At 67.2% G+C, this 25724-nt stretch carries 2 protein-coding genes and 3 pseudogenes; 1 reads left to right on the top strand and 4 read right to left on the bottom strand.

The window, feature by feature from the left end; genetic code table 11:
• The first annotated feature begins 3 nt into the window (after positions 1-3).
• Entirely contained in the window at positions 4-183 is a 180-nt protein-coding gene (locus tag ACQP2D_RS17805; protein ID WP_433684800.1) for an alpha/beta fold hydrolase, read from the top strand.
• Positions 184-280: 97 nt separating this feature from the next.
• Here the strand turns inward: ACQP2D_RS17805 and ACQP2D_RS17800 are convergent, their stop codons facing one another.
• From ACQP2D_RS17800 to ACQP2D_RS17785, 4 genes and pseudogenes are all read right to left on the bottom strand, one after another.
• Positions 281-1069: an FkbM family methyltransferase gene (locus ACQP2D_RS17800; protein ID WP_433684799.1), complete on the bottom strand. Its 789-nt coding sequence runs from the start codon at positions 1067-1069 to the stop codon at positions 281-283.
• Positions 1063-1803: pseudogene (locus ACQP2D_RS17795) on the bottom strand (alpha/beta fold hydrolase); the annotation flags it as partial. The pseudogene ACQP2D_RS17795 and the gene ACQP2D_RS17800, both read right to left, overlap by 7 nt.
• A 96-nt stretch (positions 1804-1899) precedes the next feature.
• Positions 1900-19221: pseudogene (locus ACQP2D_RS17790) on the bottom strand (non-ribosomal peptide synthase/polyketide synthase); the annotation flags it as partial.
• Positions 19198-25494 (bottom strand): annotated as a pseudogene (locus tag ACQP2D_RS17785) (amino acid adenylation domain-containing protein); the annotation flags it as partial. The pseudogenes ACQP2D_RS17790 and ACQP2D_RS17785, both read right to left, overlap by 24 nt.
• Positions 25495-25724 lie beyond the last annotated feature (230 nt).

Raw genomic sequence — 25724 nt, 5'->3', positions numbered from 1 at the left:
ACGATGTCGACACACCACCGGATAGATCCCATCGGATCGCCGCACATCGACGACTCCATTCTCGAGATCGTCCCCAACTGCGGCCACACCAGCACACTCGAACAACCCGAAGCGATCACCGATCTGCTCGTCGCGTTCCCGACATCCCTCGACCGCGCGGCCACCCCGCCCCACGGCACCTGACCAGACCGAGGCCACCGGTTACGAGGTAGCTGTCCCGACCACGAACCGCTGTGCACAGGTAAGTCGACAGTCGAATATGCAGTCCGGCCACCGCTGGTCAGTCGGCGCGGGGCCTGGTGGCGAATACCTCGTGCATTTCGGTGCCGATCAAACGCGGGTCCTGGTGAGTCTGAGCGGACATGCCCTGCCGACCGAGCAACTCGCAGACTTCTCGCAGGCGACCGTCGCGATCATGGACTTCGGCGACGACAGCGTGGATACGACGCCAGTGCGCTTCGGTGATGCCATGCAGGACATCCAATTCGGCGCGCTCGACATCGACTTTGAGCAACCCGATCTCGCTGTCACGGCAGTGTTCGTCCAGTATCGCCGAAACCGTGGTGACCCCGACCTCCAGCGGTACGCCGTCGTGCAGGCCGGTGGTGATGAGCGCGATCGCCTTGTCGTCCAGGCCGCTGTTGTGCAGATAGATCTTGGTGGCTTCGTCATCTGCCTCGCGATCGGCGAAGAAACCGGAGTTCGCCGATGCGCGCGGATACCAGGTGAACGGGCGCGTGCCCGGCGTGGCGCCGACCGCGATCTGCAGGGATATCCCGCCCGGAACATGCGCTGCAATATTGCGGTCCAGGCAACGAAAGGTCATCGGCACGGGCTCGACCGCGATGACCTGGATTCCGGGGCAGGTGTCGGCGAACATCATTGCGGTGAGTCCGATATTGGCGCCGATGTCGAGGGCCACGTCTCCCGGGCGAAGGCGCGCGGCGGCACGCCGGTAGAACCCCTGCGTCGCGGTCGTCTCGCCCCACAGCATCCGGGCCTCCGCCGGGCTCGTGCAGGTCACCGTTCTGCCGTCGTCGAGACGCAGTTGCTGCAAAGTGGTCAGCATTGTTCCATGAACCTTTCCAGGACAGGGCCGACGATGGCCAGCGCATGTGGATGGCTCAACTCGAGGTGGCGGGCGTCGACAACGACGTTGTGAATGTCGCCGCTGACATAGGGCCGCCACGTGTGCGCGAGAGCGTCGTGATCTGCGGCGTCCTTTCCGGCGGTGAAGAAGACCAGGTCGCCGTCGAAGACATGCGGCCGATAACCGGCGGAGATATCGCTCGCGGTTCGGAAGCTTTCCATCACCCGATCGGTCTGTTCGGCGGTGAACAGTCCGGTTGCGATCACCTGCTCCCGGATGACGTGCCACGCTTGCTCGTTGGTGGTCGCCTGCAGCTCGTCGCCGAGGTCGAACAGCTCCCGCCAGCCGCCGAGCAGATCGGCCATCAGCTGTCCGGGTGCGGGCTGGCCCGCGCTGGATGCGGCGGGTTGCGATGGTGCACCTGCCGCACTGTCCAGCAGGGCCACGATGCCGACCCGGTCACCGTCGCGCTGCAGCTGGACCGCCATAGCGTGCGCGATCTGTCCGCCCAACGACCAGCCGAGCAGGTGATACGGACCCGTGGGCTGCACTCGGCGAATCTCGGCCACATAGCGTGCGGCCAGTTCGTCGACGGACTCCGCACCTGGTTCGCTGGATACGACATGCGGATCCTGCAACCCGTACACCGGCCGATCCGGATGCAGATGTTCGATGATGCCGCCGTAGAACCACGCCAGACCGCCCGCCGGGTGCACGGCGAAGACCGCTGGCTCGGATCCGCTCGCGCGCAGCGCCAGCAGCACCTTCAGGCCCGAGTCGCCGTCCGATTCGTCGGCCCTGCGCGCCAATGCCGCCGGAGTGGCATCCTCGAACATCCAGGGCAGTTCGAGTGTCACACCACGAGTCCGCAACTCTGTTACCGCCATGGTGGCCAGCAGTGAGTTGCCGCCCAGATCGAAGAATCCGTCGATCACCCCGACTCGCGGTGTTCCCAAGACCTGCGCGAACACATCGCTGATCACTTTCTCGGTATGAGTCCGCGGTGCGACGAACCGATATACCGCTCCGTCGAAATCGGGAGCGGGCAAAGCTTTTCGATCCAGCTTTCCGTTGATGGTCAACGGCAGATCGGGCAGGACCATGACCACCGAGGGCACCATGTAGCTCGTCAGCACCTCAGCGGCGGCCGCCCGGACCTCGCCTGGATCGATCCGCTGCCCATCGGTGCCGACGACGTAACCGATCAGCTGATCGATGTCGCGCTCGTGGCGGTGCACCGCCGCCGCGGCCCGCGACACCAACGGATGCCGTAGCAGCGCCGACTCCACCTCGCCCAGCTCGATCCGGTACCCGCGCAACTGAACTTGGGCGTCGCCCCGGCCGGCGTAGATCAACTCCAGCCCGCTGCTGGTCTCGCGCCAGCGGCCGACATCGCCCGTCCGATACAACCGGCCGCCGCTCGGATCGAACGGGTTCGCCACGAATCGGCTCGCTGTCAACGCCGGAGCCCGCAGGTAGCCGCGCGCGAGTTGCCCTCCGGCGATATAGATCTCGCCACGGACCCCGATCGGTACGGGCCGCAGCCGGTCGTCGAGCACATAGACGCGCAGCCCCGGCAGCGGTGCGCCGATTTTGGCTGTGCTCGGGTCATCGACCTCGGCGAATGTCACGTGCACGGTTGTCTCGGTGATCCCGTACATGTTGACCAATTGCGGCGATCCGGGGGCATGCGCGGCGAACCAGCCGGTCAACCGCGCCGCATCCAATGCCTCGCCACCGAAGACGACATACCGGAGCACGAGATCGCCACAGCCGCGACCGGATTCGCGATATCGGCGCTCCGCGTCGACGAATCCGTAGAAGGCCGAAGGAGTTTGGCTCAACACCGTGACGCGCTCGCGCGCCACCAGTTCCACCAAGGCCTCCGGCGACCGAGAGGTGTTGTAGTCGACGACGACCAGCCTGCCTCCGGTCAGCAGCGCGCCCCACATTTCCCACACCGCGAAATCGAAAGCGTACGAATGGAACATCGTCCAGACGTCGTCGGGGTGGAAGTCGAATCGTTCAGCGGCGTGGGTCAACAATGTGACGGCTTCGCGATGGCTGACGGCCACTCCCTTCGGGGTGCCGGTCGACCCGGAGGTGTAGATCACGTAGGCGAGGTTGTCCGGTCGCGCGGTCGGGGGCACCGGACAGTCCGGGATCGCGGCCCGGGATTCTTCGATCAGTACCGTCGGTGCCGCGTATGCCGGTACGTCCGTTGCCATTTCGACCGAGGTCAACACCGCGGCCGGACGCGCGTCGTCGAGGATGAAGCGCAATCGCTGCGGCGGGTTCGCCATATCCAGCGGCAGATATCCGGCGCCCGCGCGCACAACGGCGAGCAAGCCCACGACCAAGTCGACCGAACGCGGCAATGCCACTGCCACCAGGGTTTCCGGCCCCACACCGCGCTCGGTGAGCCGAACGGCGAGTTGGGTGGCGCGCCGATCCAGCTCCGCATAGGTCAGCTGCGACACACCAGCGGTCACCGCGACCGCATCCGGCTGCGCCGCGGCGCGGGAGGTGAACAGCTCGGCCAGGGTCACATCCGCGACCGCGACGCCGTCGACTCCGGCAGCGGCCAGCATCTCGCGCCGCTGGTCGGGATCCACGATGTCGAGATCACCCACGGCGACAGCCGGATTCACCGTCGCCTGCTCGAGGAGCCGGGTATACGCGTGCGCGAACCGAGTCATCGTCTGCTCGATGTACAGATCGGTGGCGAAGGTCAGTCGTCCGACCATGCCGGCCGGCCGGCCCCCTGCACCGAACCGTTCGACGAGCTTGACGTTCAGATCCGCGCGGGCCTGGTCGAAGCCGTTCTCGATCGGTTCGACGGTCAGCCCCGCCAGCTCCAATGCGGCCGCGCCGAGATCCTGGACGTCGAGCGTCACCTGATAGAGCGGCATGTGCGCGGTCGACCGCCGCGGATTGACCGCCTCCACGACCTCTTCGAAGGGCACATCGGAATGGGCGAACGCGGCGAGATCCGTCTCGCGGGTGGCAGCGAGCAGGTCGGCGAACGACTGCCGCGACGAGACCCGCGACCGCAACACCAGCGTATTGACGAACATGCCGATCAGATCGTCGAGTTCGCGGTCGCCGCGGCCGGCCACCGGTGTGCCGACAGCGACATCGTCGACGTCGGCCAGCCTGGACAGCAGCACGGACAAGGCGGCGTGCAGGACCATGAACACCGTCGCGTTGGCCGTGCGGGCGAGGGCATCGATGCGGGCGTGCAACTCCGCGGACAGCTCGAAATCGACCACGCGGCCGTGCATGGACGGCACCGGCGGCCGGGGCAGGTCGGTCGGCAGCTCGAGCAGTTCGGGCAGCCCGGTGAGGTGGTCGGTCCAGAATCGCAGCTGCCGGGAGACGAGTGAGTCCGGATCGTTTTCGTCGCCGAGCACCTCACGCTGCCACAGCGCGTAGTCGGCGTACTGGATCGGAAGGGGCGACCAGTTCGGTTGTGTCCGTTGCCTACTCGCCTCATAGGCCACGGCCACGTCCCGCGCGAGCGGCATCATCGACTGTCCATCGGCGCAGATGTGATGCACGCAGATCACCAGCACGTGATCACGGTCGCCGAGGGCGAACAACTCGGCTCGCACCGGAGGTTCTCGGGTCACATCGAAGCCCGTAGAGGCCACCTCCGCCGCCCGCTCCAGCACATGTTGTTCATCGACCTGGATCGGAGTCAGACCCGGTGCCACCTCGTCGACGCCGACCATGACCTGACAGGGCGTCCCATTGATCATCGGGAACTTGGTTCGCAGCGACTCGTGCCGGTCGATGACCAGCCCGCACGCGTGCCGCAGCGCATCGATATCGAGCTCGCCCCGCAGCCGGATCACCAGCGGAATATTGTATGCGCCGACCGAGGTGTCGAATTGATTGAGGAACCACATCCGCTGCTGCGCTGGGGACAGCGGTACCAGCGCTGGGCGGGTACGCGGTGTCAGCGGTACGTCGAGGTTCCGGTCGGCGGTGGTGAGATGCGCGGCCAGTTCGGCGACTGTCGGTGCGTCGAACAGGTCCCGAATACCAACCCGCACACCGAGTGCCGTGCGCAATCGCGCGACCACGCGCGTCGCCGACAGCGAATTACCACCGAGCTCGAAGAAGCTGTCCGCTGCGCCCACTCCGCCGCCACCCAAGACGTCGCCGAAAACGTCCGCGACGCACTGTTCGGTGTCGGTACTCGGGGCGACCCATTCCCGCTCGGCCGGGAATTCCGGCGTCGGCAATGCCGCCCGATCCAGCTTTCCGGTCGCGGTCAGCGGGAGCTCGGCGAGCGGCATCAGTACGTCGGGCACCATGTGCGTGGGCAGATGACGTCGAGCAGCGGCCTTGACCTCGCGCGGATCGATGCGTCCGTCGCCGAGCAGATAGCCGACGAGCCGATCGGTGCCGCGCTCGTCGGTGCGCAACACGACCACCGCGTGATCGACCCCGGGATGCTCGGCGAGCACGGCCTCGATCTCGCCGAGTTCGATGCGTTGACCGCGAATCTTGACCTGGAAATCACGACGGCCGAGGTACTCCACTGCGTGGTCCGAGGTCCAGCGGGCAAGATCGCCGGTGCGGTACATACGCGACCCCGCCGCGCCGAAGGGATTCGCCACGAAGGAACCCGCGGTGGTCGCAGGCTGGTTCACATACCCGCGCGCCAACTGGATGCCGGCGAGGTACAGCTCCCCCACTACCCCGACCGGCACCGGCCGCAACCACGGGTCGAGCACGACGGCCTCCACGCCGCGGATCGGTCCGCCGATCGTCACCACATCGCCCGGGTACAGCGGACCGCTGATCCCGGCCAGAATCGTCGTCTCGGTCGGTCCGTACCCGTTGAGCAGCCGTCTGCCCGGTTCCCACACCGAGACCAGTTCCGGTGTCACCGCCTCGCCGCCGGCCATCAGCACTCGCAGCGAATCCATACCGTCCGGTGACATGGTGGCCAGCACGCTCGGGGTGAGGAACGCATGCGATACCCGTTGCGCCCGAATCAATTCCGCCAGCGCGTCGCCGGCGAATGCGTCCGGCGCCGCCACCACCAGCAATGCCCCGTTCGCATGTGCCAGCAGTACTTCGAGGACCATCACATCGAACCCGGGACCGACCGCCTGCAGCACGCGCGAATCGGTGTCCACTCCGAAGCGGTCACGCACCACCGCGGAGAAATTCGCCAGCCCCTCGTGGGTGACCGCGACGCCCTTCGGGATTCCGGTCGACCCCGAGGTGTAGGTCACGTACGCCGCATCCCGGATCTGTGGCGTACGCAGGCGATCGGCGTCGGTAACGGCGGCCGCGGACTGCGCCACGAGAGCGGTCTCGATGTCCGGATCGTCGAGGACCAGCGGGCATACCGCATCGGGAAGCAGATCCCGTGATGCCTCGACGGTGAGCGCGACCCGCACACCGGAGTCCGCGATCATGTGTGCCACGCGCTCGGCCGGATTGCGCGGATCGATCGGCAGGAACGCCGCACCCGTCTTGGTCGTCGCCCACAGGCCGAGCACGAACTCCGCCGACCGGCCCAGCGCCAGCGCGACTTGGTCGCCGGGGCCGACACCACACTCGATCAACTGCCGTGCCAGCTGGTTCGACCGCGCATCCAACTCGGCGTAGGACATTGTCCGCCGACCCGAAAGCAGCGCTGTCGCAGTGGGATTCACGCTCACACCCGCGGCCAGCAACTCCGCCAGCAGCTGCGGCGACGCGGCACTGCCACCCGTGGCGGGCACCAATTCGCGCCGATCGACCGTGGACAGCAGATCGACCGAATCCAGCCGCGCGTGCGGATCAGTCGTGATCGCGCGCAGCACGATGTCGAGCCGGGCGGCGAGACCGGACGCAGTCTCGTCGTCGATGTGGTCCCGCTGGTAGCGCAGGCGGATGTGCAGTTGGTCGGTGTGGTGCGCCTGCACGGTGATCGGATAATGCGCGGCGTCGCGACCTTCCGCCGCGACCACCCGCATGCCATCGATGTCGGCGTCGCCCAATCCGCTGCTGTCGACCGGGTAGGACTCGTACACGACCAGCGTGTCGAACAGGGACACGGCGTCCACGGCCGCCAAGATCTGCGGTAGTTCGAGGTAGTGGTGGTCGAGCAACCGGGTGTTGTCGGCCTGCACTCGAGTCAGCGCGTCCTCGATGGTCCGGTCCCGGCGCACCTCGACGACGACCGGAATCGTATTGATGAACAGACCGATCATCGACTCGACCCCGGACACGTCGGACGGACGGCCGGACACGGTGCTGCCGAACACCACACGTTCGGCGCCGAGCAGGTTGCTCAACACCACAGCCCAAGCGAACTGGACGATCGTTGCCATCGTCACCGCGTGTGTCCGGCCGAATTCCACCAACGCGGCCGTCGCGGCGCGATCCAGAACGACCGGTAGATCGATCGGGATGGTCGCGGTCGTATCGGTGTGCGGATCGGCGACGAGCGTCGGCTCGGCGACACCGCGCAGCGCATCCCGCCACGCCTCGACGCTTCTGCTGTGGTCGCGCCGGTTCAGCCATTCCAGGTAGTCGCGGTAGGGCACCGCATCGGGCAACAGTTGCGGCTGTGCGTCCACCGCGTACAGGCCGATCAGTTCACGCCACAGCAGCGGCAGCGACCAGCCGTCGAGCAAGAGGTGATGGGCGGTCAATATCAGCCGGAAGTCCTGCGGCGCCACCGTAACGAACACGAACCGCAGCAGCGGCGGATCAGCTGGATCGAACCCGGCCACCCGCTCGGCATCGGTCACCTCGTCCAGGCCCGATGCGCTGTCGGACAGCGTAATGCTGCGCCAGGGAATGGCTGTATCGGCCGGAATCACTTGTACCGGAACGCCTTCGGCGGTTCGGGTGAAGGCGGCCCGCAGGTTGCCATGGCGTGCGAGCAGGGTCTGCGCGGCGCGCTCGAGCCGGTGCTCGTCGACCGCGCCCGACAGCGTGAGCACCGATTGCGCGATATAGACGTCGACCCGGCCCGCGGCGACCTCGGCGTGGAACAGCAGCCCCGCCTGCAGCGGCGCCAACGGCCACACGTCGCTCAATCGTCCATACCGGTCGGCGAAGTCCTCCAGCTCGCGCTGGGTGACCTCGACGAGCGGAACGTCCGCCCGAGTCAGTCCCCAGTCCTGGTTCGCGTCGGCCGCGATGGCGGTCAGGACATCGACCCATTCTTCGACGAGTTCGGCCACGTCGTCGTGGTCGAGCAACCGCGAGGCGTAGCCGACGTAGGCCGACAGCTCGGGTCCCGCCGCCGCGTCGACGATGTTGACGTCGATCGTGAGGACCGCCGCCGCCGGCATATCCGGATCGAATGCGGCCCGTCCGTCGAAGGATTCGTCGGTCGGAACCCATGCCAGATCCGACAGTGCCGTGAGATCGATGCCGGTTCGCCCGAGATTGTTGACACTGATCTGCGGCTCCGGCAGTGCCGCGAGCCGCTCGGCCGTCTCGGTATTGAGATGGCGCAGCAGACCGTAACCGATCCCCTTGTCCGGGATGTCGCGCAGCTGGTCTTTCACGGATTTCACCGCAGCGCGCACATCAGTGGTATCGACACCACTCAGGTCGAGCGCCACCGGATATCGAGTGGTGAACCAGCCGACGGTCCGGGAAAGGTCCGCGCCCTCGGCGATCTGCTCCTCGCGACCGTGCCCCTCCAGCAGGACCTTCATGCCAGCATGCGCAATGCCACGCCGCCGCCGCCAGCGGGTCAGGGCCACGGTCAGAGCGGCCAGCAGCGCATCGTCGACGCTGCCGCGCACGGCTTCGGGCACCCCATCGACCAACGCCGAGGTAACCGCGGCCGGGAGCGACACGGTCAGCTGACGCACGGTCGACTGGGTGTCCAGTGCAGGATCCAGATCCGCATGTCCGAGCAACGGATCGGGTGCCGAACAGATCCGATGCCACAGCTCGAATTCGCCGGCGCGCGCTGCCGCGGCGGCGACCGACGCGGCCGACCAGCGACGCATAGAAGTGCCCGGCGCGGCCAACTCGACCGGCCGTCCCTCGGTGATCTGCTGCCACGCAGTCGCGAAGTCGGGCAGCAGAATCCGCCACGACACCGCATCGACTGCCAGGTGATGGATCACGATGAGGGCGCGAGCCTGCGCGTCGACGCCCGTTTCGGGCAGCAGACACACGACGTGCACCATCCTGCCCGCCGCCGGGTCGAGCCGGTCGAACGCCGTGGTGGACGCCGCCTCCACCACGGCGGTGAAGCCGGCACTACCCGGCGCCTCGCCGGCACCGAAGGTCCGGACGGACACCGAACCGGCGGTATCGGCAGCGCTCGGTGGCAGCACCTCCCAGTGTCCGGCGTCGAGCCGCGAGCGCAGCGCATCGTGGTGTCCGACGATTGCCCGCACGGTCGAGCACACGTCATCGACGCGCACGTCACGCGGCAAGCGCACCAGCATCGACTGTGCGAACCGAGCCGGTGCCCCGAGTTCCTCGACGAACCAGGACACGATCGGCGTGAACGCAATCTCGCCCACACCACCGCCGGGCAGTTCGGCGAGCGACGCCCGCTCGGCGGCCTGCGCAACCTGGGCCAGGCCGCGAACTGTCTTGCGCTCGAAGATGTCTCGAGCCGTCACGCCGATGCCCGCCGCCTTCAGCCGCGAGGCCAACTGGATCGACATGATGGAATCGCCGCCGAGCGCGAAGAAGGAGGTTGTCGCGCCCACCGTCGGGACGCCGAGGACGTCCGCGAAGGCGGCCGCGACGGCGCGTTCCAGTTCGGTCGATGTCGCGGCGGCACCGTCCTGGGTGGTCTCGAAGACGGGCTCCGGCAACGCTTCTCGATCCACTTTGCCCGTCGAGGTGAGCGGCAGGCGGTCGAGCACCGTGATCGTCGCCGGCACCATGTGGGCGGGCAGGGCGGCCGCCGCGTGATCGAGTACTGCGCTCGGATCGGCGACCGCTCCGGCTTCGGCCGTGATGTAGGCGGCGAGCACAGAATGCCCGCCGGGCCCCCTACGACTCACGGTGACCGCGGTGGCGACAGCTGGATGCGTGAGCAGCGCGCCGTCGATCTCGCCCAGCTCGACACGCTGGCCCCGAATCTTGATCTGGAAATCGAGGCGGCCGATGTATTGCAGCGCGCCCTGCGTGGTCCAGCGGACGATGTCGCCGGTGCGATACATCCGCGACCCCGGCACACCGTAGGGGTTCGCCACGAACGAACTGGCCGTTGTCGCAGGGCGATTCAGGTAGCCGCGCGCCAGCGCGGTCCCTGCGAAGTACAGCTCCCCCGCTACTCCGATCGGTACCGGTCGCAGCCGCGCGTCCAGCACCACGGCCTCCGCACCGCGGATCGGTCCGCCGATGGTGAGCACCTCGCCCGGGTGCACAGGATCACTGATCGTGATCACGATCGTCGTCTCGGTCGGACCGTAGATGTGGTGCAATCGTCGACCGGCTGCCCAGGCGGCAATCAGATCCTCCGCCACCTTTTCACCGCCGACCGCCAGCATCCGCACCGAATCCACCTCGGCCGGCGACATCGTCGCCAGCACACTCGGTGTCAGAAACGCATGCGTCACCTGATGCGCTCGGATCAGCGCGGCCAGGTCCGCACCGCCGAGTACTTCCGGCGGCGACACCACCAGCGCCGCGCCGGCAGCGTGCGCCATCAACGCTTCGAGCAGGACCGCGTCGAAGGCGGGTGCCGCAGCTTGCAGCACGCGCGAGGTGCCGTCCACCTGGTAGCGCTCGCGCTGCTCGGCCGCGAAGGCCGCCAGCCCCTCGTGGGTAACCACCACGCCCTTGGGCGTCCCGGTCGAACCCGACGTGTAGATCAGGTATGCCGCGTCCCGAATCCGCAGTGCGCGTGGGCGGTTCGCGTCCGTGACCGCGTGGCGGGGACGTTCGGCGATATCGGCGGCCGTACGCGGCTCGTCGAGCACCAGCCAGCGGACGTCGTCCGGCAGGGCTGTGCGTGCGGCCGCGACCGTGATGCCGACTTCGGCACCGGAGTCGTGCATCAGGTAGGCGATCCGCTCCGGCGGATAGCGCAGGTCCACCGGTACGAAGGTGGCGCCGGTCTTCGTGATCGCCCACATGGCGACGTGGTAGTCGGCCGATCGCGGCACGGCCAGCGCGGCGCACGTTCCCGGCCCTGCGCCGCAGGAAAGCAACTGTGCCGCAAGCTGATTCGCACGATGGTCGAGTTCGATGTAGGTGAGGGTCCGGGAGCCGTCGATCAGGGCGATCGCCGAGGGGGTGGTTGCCACGGCCGAGGCCAGCAGATCGGGAAGCAGACGCGGCGCGGGGGCGGCGCTGCCGCGCGCCGGGACCAGCCGTTCGGCCTGCTCGGTGCCGATCAGCGGGATATCGCCCACCGGCCGCGTCGGATCGCAGACCACTGCATCGAGGACGCGGATGAACCGCTCGGCCAGCGATGCCGCGGTCGATTCGACGAAAATATCTGTGGCATAGATGATTTCGCCCTCGATACCGGCAGGTCGGTGCCCGTCGATGCGTTCGGTCAGCAACACCGTGAGGTCGGTCTTGGCCTGGGCGATTCCGGGATCGAGCAGTTCGACATCGACGTTCGGCAGCTCGAACCGGGCCGCCGAGGCGTTCTGCAAGCCGAACAGCACCTGATAGAGCGGCGTATACGCCGTCGACCGGGGCCGGTCGAGCAGATCGACCAGTCGCTCATGGGGCAGATCCGCGTGCGCGAGCGCCTCGAGGTCGACACCGCGCACCTCCGCGACAAGGTGGCGGAACGACATGTCGTCGCGGACCGACGTGCGCAGCACCACGGTGTTGACGAACATGCCGACGAGATCGTCCAGCGCTGGGATGCCGCGGCCCGCTACGGGCGTGCCGACCGATACGTCGTCGGTATGCGCGGTGCGCGCCAAGACGATTGCGAGTGCGGAATGCAGCACGACGAAGACGGTCACGCCCTCTCGACGGGCCAGCTGCACGACCTCGTCGTGGAGCCGCTGCGGTATGCCGAAGCGAACACTGCCACCGACCATCGACATGGTCGCGGGCCGAGGTCGATCGGTCGGCAGGTCGAGTAGCTCGGGGGCGTCGGCGAGAACCTCGGTCCAGTAGGCGATCTGGCGCGCGAGCACCGACGACGGATCGTCCTCGGCGCCGAGCATCTCCCGCTGCCACAACGCATAGTCGCCGTACTGGACTTGTAGCGGTTTCCATTGCGGCGCTCGTTCTTTCACCCGCGCGTGATAGGCGGCGAACACGTCGCGAGCCAGTGGCGCCATCGACGAGCCGTCGGCGGCGATGTGATGAACGGCCAGCACCAGAATGTGCTCGTCAGGGCCGGTGCGATACAGCCGCGCCCGCACGGGCACCGCTGCCGCGACATCGAAGCCCGTCTCGATGGTCTGCCGGATCCGCTCGCCGAGCACGATTTCGTCGGCGACCGGCTCCGCATCCAGTGCCAGGCCATCGACTACTGTCGCCACATCCCGCATGACCTGACACGGTTCGCCGCCGACCGTGGGATATACCGTCCGCAGTGGCTCGTGCCGGGCCACCAGGTCCTCGAACGCCGCACGTAACGCGTCGACGTCCAGCGCGCCGGTCAACCGGGCCGCGAGACCGATGTTGTAGGCCGCCGAGGCGGTATCGAACTGGTTGATGAACCACAACCGTCGCTGCGCCGCCGCCAGCGGGATCGTCGCCGGGCGCGGCCGCGGCACGAGCGGTATCAGCGCCGACCGCGTGCGCGGCGCCAGGCGTGCCGCCAATCCGGCGATCGTCGGCTCCTCGAAGATATCGCGGATACCGACCTGGACACCGAGCGCCGCCTCGGCGCGCGCGGCGATCCGGGCGGCCGAGAGCGAGTCGACACCGATCTCGAACAGGTTCGCCCGCACGCTCACCCGGTCGCCGCCCGTGATGGTGGCGACGATATCGGCCAGTGCCGCTTCGCGTTCGGTGCGCGCCGCCACGAACTCCTCGCCGTCATCGAATGTCGGCTGCGGCAACGCGGCTCGGTCGAGCTTGCCGTTCGGAGTGAGCGGCAGCTGTGCGAGCACCTCGACGCAAGCCGGAACCAGATACGACGGCAGCGTGCGCGTCAGCTGGTTGCGAATCGCGCGGCCATCGGTCACCGCTCCGGGCGCGAGCGTCACATAGGCGACGATTCGCTGCGAGGTGGCGACAGCAACGGCACGAGCAACCTCCGGTATCGCGCAGGCCGCCGCTTCGATGTCCCCCGGCTCCACCCGCTGACCGCGGACCTTCACCTGGAAATCGCTGCGGCCCAGAAAATCCAGCTCTCCGGTTCCCGCCCACCGCACCAGGTCGCCGGTGCGATACAGCCGCTCCCCCGGCGCGCCGAACGGATGCGCGACGAAGGCTGTGCACGTCAGGTCGGCGCGGCCGTGATAACCGCGCGCCAACTGCACACCCGAGATATACAGCTCGCCGACAACACCGACCGGCACCAGTTGCAGTCGCTTGTCGAGCACGTAGACCCGCATACCGGACACGGGCGCGCCGATCGGGACCGTCGCGGGAATCGTCACACCGGACAGGCAGCGCTGGGCGGTGACTACCTCCGCCTCGGCCGGGCCGTACCAGTTCACCACCTCTGCCTCGGTGAACACGCGCAACGCGGCGTCGACGGTGTGCTGCGCCAGCGCCTCGCCAGCGACGAATATCCGTCGGATCGAGGGCAATTCGGTATCACCGACCGCTTCGAGGAGAACATCGAGCATCGACGGGACGAAGTGCACGGTGCTGATGTTTCGGCTCGCGATGACCTGCGCGAGGTAGACCGGGTCGCGGTGCCCGTCGGGCTCGGCAACCACGATGTGCGCGCCGCTTTGCAACGGCCAGAACAACTCCCACACGGCGATGTCGAAAGTGATCGGCGTCTTGTACAGCACCGTGTCGGCCGCGGTGTGCGGCCACTGCTGCTGTGCCCATGCCAGCTGACTCATGGTCGCGGCATGGGTCAGAGCCACCCCCTTGGGAACGCCGGTGGAGCCGGAGGTGAACAGGACGTAGGCCACATTGTCCGGCCGCAGCGGTGCACACCGTTCCATGTCCGTGATCGGGGCGCCGGACAGCTCGGCCAGATCCAGCCGATCGACGCGAACGGAAGTGAATCCCTCGGGCAGTGCGTCGCCGTCCGCTGATGTCGTGAGCATCATCAGCGGTCGCGCTGCACCCAGCACACCGGCGATTCGCTCGCTCGGTTGATTCGGGTCGATCGGCAGGAACGCGGCACCCGCCTCGAGCACCGCATACAGGGCCGTCACGAGGTCGACCGAGCGCCGAATGGCTATGGCCACAACGGTTTCCGGCTTCGCACCACGCGATATGAGCCACCTGGCCAGCCGATTGACGCGGGCGGCGAAATCCCGGTAGGTCAGCGCGTCGTCGTCCGGAAGCCGAATCGCCGGAGCATCCGGGGTGCGTTCCACCTGTTCATGGAAGGCGTCCACGAGGGTTCGGCCCACTGATATCGGGTCGCCGGTGTCGTTCCAATGCTTGAGCACCAACTGCCGCTCGGTGCCATCGAGCAGATCGAGCTCACCGATCGGAGCGTCGGCGTCGGTCGCGACGCCGTTGAGCAGGCGAACGAACCGGTCGGCGAAACGCTGTACGGAATCCGCGTCGAACAGGTCGGTGGCATAGGTCAGGCGCAGCGTCATGCCGGTCGGCTCGTTGTCCGGGCCGTGCTCCTCCGTCATCATGAGCAGCAGGTCGTAGATCGCGGCACTGTCGCCGGGATCGATATTCTCGACGGTGAGACCCGGAAGTTCCGCGCGCGCCCGCACCATGTTCTGGTAGGCGAGCATGACTTGGAACAGCGGCGTGTGCGCTGTCGACCGTGCCGGATTGAGCGTTTCCACCAGCTGCTCGAATGGCACAGTGGCGTGGTCGAAGGCCTCGATGTCGCTGTGCCGCACCGCATCCAGCAGACTGGTGAACGTCTGATCGAGTGTGACGCGGGTGCGCAGGACCAAGGTGTTGACGAACATGCCGACCAGATGGTCGAGCGTTCGGTGGCCGCGACCCGCATGTGGCACGCCGATGGTGACGTCGTCGCTGCCCGACAGCCGTGACAGCAGCACCGCGAGCGCCGCATGTACCACCATGAACGTCGTCGCCCGGGCTCGCTGGGCCAGGGACTCCACTCGGCTGTGCACATGCGCGGGAATCTCGATGTGGATCAGCTCGCCGCGGTGACTCTGCTGCACCGGGCGCGGTCGATCGGCAGGCAGCTCGAGCAGTTCGGGTATGCCCGCGAGTCGGGTTCGCCAGTAAGCGATATCGCGGGACACGGGCGAATCCGGGTCGTCCGGCGAGCCCAGCACCTCGCGCTGCCACAGGGAGTAATCGGCGAATTGGACGGTGAGCGGCGCCCAGTCCGGCAGGTTTCCGGCGGTCCGCGCCCGATAGGCCGTCACGATATCGGCGGCCAGCGGCGCCACCGAATAACCGTCGCAACTGATGTGGTGCACGGCCACCGCGATGACCCAGGCCGTGTCCGGCAGCTGGTACAGCGCGACCCGCACCGGCACGCCCTTCGACACATCGAATCCGGTGTTCGAGAATGCGGCCAGCCGATGTGTCAGCTCGCGCTCATCGATCCGCTGTGGGCTGAGGTCCCAGCCCGCGACGATATCGGCCGCGTCCAGCACCACTTGCGTGGGTGTGCCGTCGACCGCCGGATACACGGTGCGCAAACTCTCGTGCCGCTCGACGACATCTCCGATGGCCGCCGCGAGCGCATCGACATCGAGCACTCCGTCGAGGCGAATCGCCAGCGGCACAATGTATCCCGGCAAATCCGGATCGAACTGATTGAGGAACCACATCCGGGCCTGCGCAGTCGACAGCGGCAGACGGTCCGGTCTCGGCTGCGCCGTCGGGGCCGGCAGGCCGGGCACCCCTCGCAGGTGCGCGATGCGCTCGGCCAGCTCGGCGACAGTGGGCGCCTCGAATATCATTCGCACCGGTACGGTCGCGTCGACCGCGGCGCCGATCCGGCTCAGCGCCCGCGTGGCGACCAGCGAATTCCCGCCGAGGTCGAAGAAGTCGTCGTCCGCACCGACCGTCGGCACGCCGAGCAACTCGGCGAAAACCTCGGCGACGACCTGCTCCACGAGCCCTCGCGGCGCGCGATATTCCGCATGATCGTTCAGGTCCGGAACAGGCAGCGCGCGGTAGTCGACCTTGCCGTTCGCCGTGAGTGGGACCGCGTCGATCCGAACGATCGCGGACGGCACCATATAGGCGGGCAGTCGCTCCAGCAGGAGGCGTCGAATCTGCTTGGTGTCCGATGTCTCCGGAGTGACCACGTAGGCGACCAAGCGTTGCTCGTCGCGGCCGGAATGCACCCGCGCGACGGCCGCGGTCACCTGTTCGTGCGCGAGCAGGGCTGCCTCGATGTCGCCCAATTCGATCCGCAGCCCGCGAATCTTCACCTGATCGTCGGCGCGGCCGACATAGTGCAGGGTGCCGCCCTTGTCCCAGCGGACAAGGTCGCCGGTGCGGTACAGGCGAGATCCGTGCGCGCCGTCGAGCGGGTCGGCGACGAAGGTCGCCGCCGTCAGATCGCGACGTTGATGGTATCCGCGGGCCAGCTGGATGCCGCCCAGATACAGCTCACCGGTCACTCCCACCGGAACGGGGTGCAGCCGCGAATCCAGCACGTGCACGATGACATTCGGCTCGGGCACCCCGATCGGCACCGCAGAGCCGTCGATCCCGTCGATGCGATGCGCGGTGACGCTGACCGCGGTCTCCGTCGGCCCGTACAGGTTGTCGATGCGCGCGTCGCTGAGATCTCGGAAACGGCGGACGATTTCGGCCGGCAGCGCCTCACCGATGCACAGCACGCGCCGCAGGTCCGGGAACCGGCGGCCGGCGGCCGTCTCGCAGAACACCGAGAGCAACGACGGCACGAAATCCGCTGTCGTTATGTGATATTCGGCTATCAATCGGGCCATCGCATCCGGATCGCTCCCGTTGCGACCCGCGACAACCAACTTCGCACCACATGTCAAGGGGCAGAACAACGCCCAGACCGACAGGTCGAAGGTGATCGGAGTCCGCAACAGCATGACGTCGTCGCCGAGTCGGTAGTGCTCGTGCATCCAGCGGAGTTGATTGACCACCGCTGCATGCGGTACCGCCACACCCTTCGGTACCCCGGTCGAGCCGGAGGTATAGATGACATACGCCAGGTTCGCCGGACGCAGCGGCTCGAGCCGATCGGCGTCCGTCACCGGAGACGCATCTTGGTACTCGCCGTCGAGTTCCGCGAGCGCCCATACCGGGACGTCTTCGGGCAGATTCACGTCGTCGAACCGACGGGTGAGCACCGCCCGCGGTCGCGCGGCAGCGAGGACGGCGCGCACGCGATCGAGCGGGTGATCCGGGTCCAGGGGCAGGTAGGCCCCGCCGGCCGCGTGAATCGCATACAGTGTGACCAGTAGGTCGATGGAGCGGTGCATCGCCACGGCCACAACGGTTTCGGGGCCAACTCCGCGTCCGATCAACGAGCGCGCGAGCGAATTCACCCTTGCCGCGAACTCTCGGTAGCTGAGTCGCGTGCCGTCTTCGGAGTCGAGCACTGCCGTGTTGTCCGGTGTCGCCGCGGCCTGCGCGGCGAACAGGTCAGCGATCGTCGCAGACGACGGCGGCATCGTCCCCCCGGTTTCGCGCACGGCCAGCGCGCGCGCCTCGTGCGCGGTCAGCAGCTCGATGTCGCCGACCGCGCGCGCCGGATCGGCGACTATCGCACGCAGCAGCAGCACGAACCGGTCGATCATCGAAATGATCGTTGCCTCATCGAAAAGATCTGTGGCGTAACTGAATTCGACTGCCATCGCGCCGGGTGCACCGTCGCGCTCCGCGGTGTCGACGAGATTCAGATGCAGATCGTATTTGGCCACGCTCGGATCGGCCGTCCGAGCCGATACCGTCAGTCCCTCGAACCGCACCGTGGGAATCTCGATGTTGTGGAACGAGAAACCCACCTGCGTCAATGGCGCGTGAGCCGCCGTGCGTGGTGGATTCAGCACTTCGACAAGGCGCTCGAACGGGATGTCGGCGTGGTCGAAGGCCGCCAGATCGGTAGCCCGGACCTGTTCCAGGATGTCCACGAAGGACGCGCCGGGTTCGATGCGCGTCCGCAGCACCAGGGTGTTGACGAACATTCCGACCAGGCGCTCGAGTCCCGGTTCGCCGCGACCGGCGATGGGCGTGCCGACGGCGATGTCACCGGTTCCCGAAAGCCTGGCCAGCAGTGCGGCATACGCCGCGTGCAGCACCATGAAGACCGTGACATCGCGGCTGCGGGCCAGGGCGACCAGGGCACGACCGAGGTCGGCGGGCAGTGTCGCCGACACCGTCGCACCGCGGAACGATTGCCGCGCCGGGCGCGGACGGTCGGTGGGTAGGTCGAGCACTTCGGGCAGATCGGCCAGAGCAGCTCGCCAATACTCGATCTGGGTGGCGGCCGGGCAGTTCGGGTCGTCCTCGGTGCCGAGCCATTTCCGTTGCCACAGAGCGTAATCCGCGTACTGCACGGGCAATGGCGACCACTGCGGCGCCACGTGCTTTGTACGGGCGTTGTAGGCGGTCATCAGGTCCGCGGCCAGCGGTGCGAGCGAGGATCCGTCGAAGCTGATGTGATGGACGATGAGGACCAGGGTGTGTTGATCGGATGCACTGCGCAGCAATGTGATTCGGAAAGGAACCTCGCGGGTGACGTCGAATCCGGCCGCGGCGGCCGCCGCGATGCGCGCCTCGATATCTGCCGCCGCCACCTCGACCGGCTCCAGCGGGGGAAGTGCCGCCTGCACCGGCACGATCAACTGGTGCAGTCCGCTGTCGCTGTCCGGGTAAACGGTCCGGAGAGCTTCGTGCCGGTCGAGCACATCGGCGATCGCCGCATGCATGGCGGCTACGTCGAAGGGGCCCGACATGTCCACGACCAGGGCGATGTTGTACAGCGCCGAGCCCGTGTCGAACTGATTGAGAAACCACATGCGGGCCTGGGCGGGAGACAGCGGGATCCGCGCCGGGCGTTCCTGCGGAATCAGCGGTTCCCGCCCGGGTGCGTCGATGGCCCGCAGATCCGCCGCGAATGCCGCGATGGTCGGCGCGTCGAACACGGTGCGCAGCGGAATTTCGACGCCGAATACAGCGCTCAGCCGCGCGGCTACCCGCGTCGCCGACAGCGAGTTGCCGCCGAGATCGAAGAAGTTGTCGAGGACACCGACACGATCAATGCCCAGAACAGCGCCGCACACATTGGCGACGATCTGCTCGGCCGCGTCGCGTGGCGCGACGAACTCGGCGGTCTCACCGCCGAACACCGGTGCCGGCAACGCGAGACGGTCGACTTTGCCCACCGATGTCAGCGGTAGGGCGTCGAGCACCGTCACCGCGTCCGGAACCATGTGCAACGGAAGGCGTTGCGTGGCATAGGCCGTCAACTCCGTGACGTCGACGGCATCCATTGCCGGCGTCACATAGGCGGCAAGCCGCGGTCCGCTCTCCGTCGCAATGCTGACCGTCACTACGGCCGCCACCGCTGGATGCCCGGCGAGGACGGCTTCGATTTCGCCGAGTTCGATGCGCTGGCCGCGGATCTTCACCTGGAAGTCGGTGCGCCCGATGTATTCGAGGGTGTGCTCGGGTGTCCAGCGGACCAGGTCGCCGGTGCGGTACATGCGTGCCCCCACCGCACCGAACGGATCGGCCACGAATGCCGACGCGGTGTCCGCGGGTCGGCCGAGATATCCGCGGGCGAGGTGGATACCGGAGATGTACAGCTGTCCCGTCACCCCGACCGGTACCGGCCCTAGATTCGCGTCCAATACCAGCGCCTCGACACCGCGGATCGGGCCACCGATCGTGACGCGGGCACCGGAGCACAGCGGATCACTGATCGCGACCATGATCGTGGTCTCGGTCGGCCCGTACCCGTTGAACAGCCGACGGCCGGGACTCCACGCCGCGGCCGTTTCCGCCGACACCGCTTCCCCGCCCGCGACCAATACCTGTAACGAATCCACATCGGCCGGCGACATCGTGGCCAGCACGCTCGGTGTGATGAACGCATGCGAAACCCGTTGCGTGCGAATCAATTCCGCCAACCGATCCGCCGCGAAGACATCCGGCGGCGACACCACCAGGGCCGCACCGTTCGGGTGCGCCATCAGCAATTCCAGAACCAACGCATCGAAGCCCGGAGCCGCCACCTGCAACACCCGCGCGGAACTGTCGATCCGATAGCGTTCACGTTGTTCGGCGGCGAAATTCGCCAAGCCCTCGTGCGTCACAGTGACGCCCTTCGGCTCACCCGTCGACCCCGAGGTGTACACCACGTACGCCGCGTTGGAGGCACGGCAGGCGCGGATCCGATCCGCGTCCGTCACGGCGGCCGCGGATCGGGCCGCGATGCAGACCTCGGTGCCCGGATCGTCGAGAATCAATCGCTCGACCGCGGAGGGAAGCAGCCCCTGGGTTGCTTCCACCGTCAACGCCACTCGAACATCCGCGACCATGAGCGCGACTCGCTCGGCCGGATGCCGCGGATCCACCGGGACGAATGCCGCACCCGCCTTCGCCACCGCCCACATCCCCACCACGAGTTCCACCGACCGCGCCATCACCAGCGCGACCTGATCATCCGGGCCTATCTCCCACTCGATCAGCAACCGGGCCAGCTGATTCGACCGGGCATCCAACTCCCGGTACGACACCGTGCGTTCTCCCGACACGATCGCCGCGGCATCCGGTTCCTGGACCGTCAGCAACTCCGCCAGCACCCGTGGCGCCTCGGCACGGCCGCCCGACGCGGGCACCAACGCGGCTCGCTCGGTCGTCGACAGCAGATCGACAGCACTCACTCGCTGCAGCGGATTCGACACGACCGACTCGAGGATCCGATTCAGTCGCGCGGCGAATTCCTCGATCGTCCCCCGATCGAAAAGGTCGGTCGCGTAGTTGACCCGCAGTGCGAGATCGCCTGCCGCCCTGGCATTCTCGGCGACGGTGACAATGATGTCGACCTTCGCCGGTTGCGGTCCCGGATCCAAGATCTCCGCAGTGAGCTCGGACAGCTCGAGGCTCGGGCGGTCCATATTGTCGAAGGCGAGGTACACCTGGCACAGCGGTTCGTGCGCTGCCGACGCCGTCGGATCGACCGCTTCCACGACGCGTTCGTACGGCAGGTCGCCGTGGGCGAAAGCCTCGATGTCGATGTCTTTGACTCGCGTCAGAAACTCCATGAACGATTCGTCGCCGCGCACCTGGGTGCGCAGCGGCACCGTGTTGACGAACATGCCGATGAGCGGTTCCAGCGCGCGCTGGCCGCGGCCCGCGACCGGCGTCCCGATGGTGATGTCCGCCGAATCCGACAGCCGGGCGAGCAGAACCGCCAACGCGGCATGAACGACCATGAAGGTCGTGACGTTCGCCGTGCGCGCCACGCGTTCGATCCCGGCGCACATCTCGGCGGGCAGCACGGTGTCGACGATGTCCGCGAGCATGGACCGGCGAGCCGGCCGACGGCGGCCGGCGGGAAGTTCCAGCGGTCGAGTCACACCCGCCAATTGCTCTGTCCAGTAATGTAATTGGCGTGCTGCGAACGAGTCCGGATCGCTTTCGTCGCCGAGCACATCGCGATGCCAGACGCTGTAGTCGGCGTACTGCACGGTCAGCGGTCGCCAATCCGGGGCGTGTCCCTGCGACCTCGCTCGGTAGGCCGCCGCGAAATCGGCGGCGAGCGGTACCAGCGACGATCCGTCGCAGCAGATGTGGTGCAGAACGACGACCAAGACGTGCCTGCGCTGGTCGGTGGATGCGAGCAGTGCGACCCGGATCGGCGGCCGTCGGCGCACATCGGTCCCGGTCGCGGCCAGCTCGCGGATCCGGTTGTCGAAATCGTCGGGATCGGTGAGCTGCGGGGTCGAATCGAGATCGGCGGCGACCTGCTCGGCCGACAGGATCACCTGCGTCCCTTGACCGTTCACGGCGGGATAGACGGTTCGCAGGGATTCGTGCCGTTCGATCACATCGGTCAGCGCCGAGCGCAGCGCCGAGGTGTCGAGGTGTCCGGTCAGCTGCAGCACCAGCGGAATGTTGTACGCCGCCGACTCCGGGTCGACCTGATTGATCAACCAGATCCGATTCTGCGCGGGCGCCAGCGGTATGGGCTCGACGCGTGGCCGCGCCCGCAGGGCGGGGCGGCTGGAATGCCGACCGGCTTCGATATGGACGGCGAGTTGGGCAGCGGTCGGCTTGCCGAACAGCTCGCGCACCGATACCTCGCACCGGGTCAGCTCGGCGATCCGCACGGAAGCGCTGGTGGCGGTGAGCGAATTGCCGCCCAACTCGAAGAAGTTGTCCAGCACGCCGATCTTCGCAGTGCCCAGGACCTCGGCGAAGACGTCGACGATGGTCTCCTCGACGACGGTGCTCGGCGCTACGTACGCCGCGGTCGAACCGACCGCCGGCTCGGGCAGCGCCCGATAGTCGATTTTGCCGTTGACGGTCAGCGGCAACGCCTGCAGAACGACAATGTGGGCCGGAACCATGTATTCCGGCAGCATCGACCCGACGTGCGCACGCAGCACCTCGGGCTCGCAGAGCGCGTCGACCGCTGGCACGACGTAGGCGACCAGCCGGGCCGCTTGCGTGCCCGGCAGGTGCACGATGACGACCGCTGTCGAGACCGCACTGTGGCTCAGCAGCGCACTGCGGATCTCGTCCAGCTCGATCCGGAACCCGCGCAGCTGCACCTGCTGATCGGCGCGTCCGCGATATTCCAACTCGCCCTTGGCATTTCGTCGAGCGACGTCGCCGCTGCGATACAGACGCCGGCCCGGCTCGCCGAACGGGTCGGCGACGAAGCGGCCCGCGGTCAACCCGGGGCGGCCGAGGTAGCCGCGGGCGAGTTGCGTTCCCGCGATATAGATCTGACCCCAGGCTCCCAGCGGCGCCGGGCGCAATCGTTCGTCCAGGATGTAGACGCGCAAGCCCGGCAGCGGTGGGCCGATCGTGCTCGGTGCGCCCGGCGCGGCGCTATCGGGTGTCAACCGGAGATAGGTGACGAAGACGGTGGTTTCGGTGATGCCGTAGCTGTTGGCCAGTACGGGCGGGTTCGGATTGTGTTCGTACCAGTCCGACAAACCCGCCGGATCGAGAGCTTCGCCCGAGAGAACGCCCAGTCGCAAGCAAACCTCACCGTCGGGCTCCCCGGCCTCCGCATATCGCTGTCGCGCGGCCGCGAATTGCTGGAATGCCGAGGGGGTCTGGCTGAAGATGCTCACCTTCTCGCGCGCCACCAGGCGCACGACGTCGTCCGGCGAACGCGTGACAGGGCCGTCCACCACGACCACCCGGCCGCCGGTAACCAGCGCACCGAAGATCTCCCACACCGAATAGTCGAACGCGAACGAATGGAACAACGTCCACACATCGCCGGCGCGGACGCCGATTTCGGTACACGCGTTCGTCAGGTAGGTGGCGACCGCGCGATGAGTGATCGGCACGCCTTTCGGCCGTCCCGTCGATCCGGAGGTGTAGATGACATAGGCGACGTTGTCGAGGCGCAGCGGGCGAGTGCGGTCGGCATCGGTGATCGGACGAGCGGTGTCCACACCCGAGTCGTCATCGAACAGCACCACGGAGCCGGCATTGCCGGGCACCTGATCGCGCATGCTCCGGTTCGTCACCACAGCGATCGGATCGGCGTCGTTCAGCACGTAGTCGAGCCGATCGAGCGGGTGCGCGAGGTCCAGCGGCAGATACCCGGCGCCCGACTTCAGCACCGCGAGAGCGACGACGATCAGATCGGCATCGCGCGGCATCGCGATGGCCACCAGCGATTCCGGCCCAGCGCCGAGGGCGATGAGCTTGCGGGCGAACCGGTTCGAGCGCTCGTCGAGCTCACGGTAGGTGAGAGCGGTCGTACCCGACGTGACGGCCACCGCGGACGGGGTGGCCGCGGCCTGTCGTGTCAGCAGATCGACGAGCGTCGCAGAGCTCGCCACGCCGTCGCGGCCGGCGAGTTCGCCCAGCACGCGCCGCTCCTCGGTGGGATCGACGAGCGGTATGTCGACCAAGCGGGTGTCGACAGGGGAATCCATCATGCGGTGCAGGAAGTCGACGAATCGACTGATGTGCAGGTCGAGTTCGTCCTGCCGGTACAGGTTGGCGTTGCCGTGCAATTCGATGAGCAGCGGCGCGTCGGCCCCGGAGCGGTACATATTGAGCTGCAGGTCGTCCAGGGCACCGGACGTCAGTGCGCGGTAGCGGCCGACCGCCGAACCGAGCCGAATCTCGGAATCGAAGAACAAGATATTGACGATCGGACCGAATGAGGTCGCGGCCGCGTCCAACGCGTTGGACTCGCGGCGCAGATCCTCGAACCGGTAGAGCTGGTGCCGCATCGCCAGGACGAGCTCGGACACCGACGCCCGAATCAGCCCTTCGACGGTGGTCGTCGCGTCCACGGCGAATCGGATCGGCACCATGTTCGCCAACATCGCGGCGGCGTTCCGCATGGGCATCGTCAGACGTCCGGTCACCGGCAGCGATAAGACGACGTCGTCGCTGTCTGTCATGCGGGCGAGAAACGCGGCGAACGCGGCCACCACCACTTGCGCGGTCGATGCGTGCTGGTCGACGGCGAAACGGTCGAGCATGGCCGTCAACCGCGACGGCAGCGGCCGACCGGCGAAGCGGTCGTTTTCGCTCCACTTGGCGGTGCGACCGGACAGACTCGTCGTCGGCGGCAGATCGGCGACCTTGTCGAGCCAGTACGCCCTATCGGTGTCGAACCGGCGGCTCATACGATATCGGCGCTCCGCCGCGATGATGTCCGCCAGCCGGGCCGCCGCCAGCCGAGCCGGCGGCCTGCCCTCGAGCAGCGCGTTGTAGTGCTCGGCCATTCGGCTCACGGTGTTGACCGCGCCATAGCCATCGATCACCAGATGATGGGCGCGCGCGTACCACAGATACCGGTCCTCGCCGATCCGGATGAGCCGCGTCGCGGCGAGCCGGTCCCGGGCCAGGTCGATAGCCTTGGTGTTGTAGTCACGGCGCATCCATTCCATCGCCGCTGCGTACGGATCGGCTTCGGCGCTGAGATCCAGCAGTGGCTCGTCGTAGACAATGCTGCGGTCGACGAATTGATACGGCTGACCGCCGGATTCGACCACCCGGACGATAAGAGACTCGGTCTCGTGGCCGGCGTCGTGCACCGCCTTGACGAACAGGTCGTAGGCTACAGGGCCCTCGATCTCGACGTAGTGTGCGATATTGACGTTCGGGCCGCCGGGCAGGTTGTCCGCGAGCCACATTCCGTATTGCGCCCTCGAAAGCGGAATCAGATCCGGATCTCGGTCGGCAGGTGTGGCTGAATTCCGACTCATCGTTTAACCCCTCCTCGAATTCCGAGAAACAGGAGCAGCGCGCAACAAAGACCCGTCCGTGCCCGGAACTTCCCGTAGGTGTTTTCTTCCTTACCGATGCAATTGCATATGCACTTCACCGACGTTCAAGCGAGCGTCCATCCGCTGCTGCGGTCATGCGCCCGCCGAAGCGCACGACCTCACTGATGACAGCTCGAAATCGTAGCCGCTCCATAGGCACAACAAGCCCT

The sequence above is a fragment of the Nocardia sp. CA-119907 genome (assembly GCF_050955995.1).
Lineage (GTDB): Bacteria > Actinomycetota > Actinomycetes > Mycobacteriales > Mycobacteriaceae > Nocardia.
This window is presented reverse-complemented; position numbering and strand designations above follow the sequence as displayed.

Coding starts and splice junctions, on each gene's coding strand:
- ACQP2D_RS17800 (WP_433684799.1), bottom strand. CDS start 1,069: ATGCTGACCACTTTGCAGCAACTGCGTCTCGACGACGGCAGAACGGTG.
- ACQP2D_RS17805 (WP_433684800.1), top strand. CDS start 4: ATGTCGACACACCACCGGATAGATCCCATCGGATCGCCGCACATCGAC.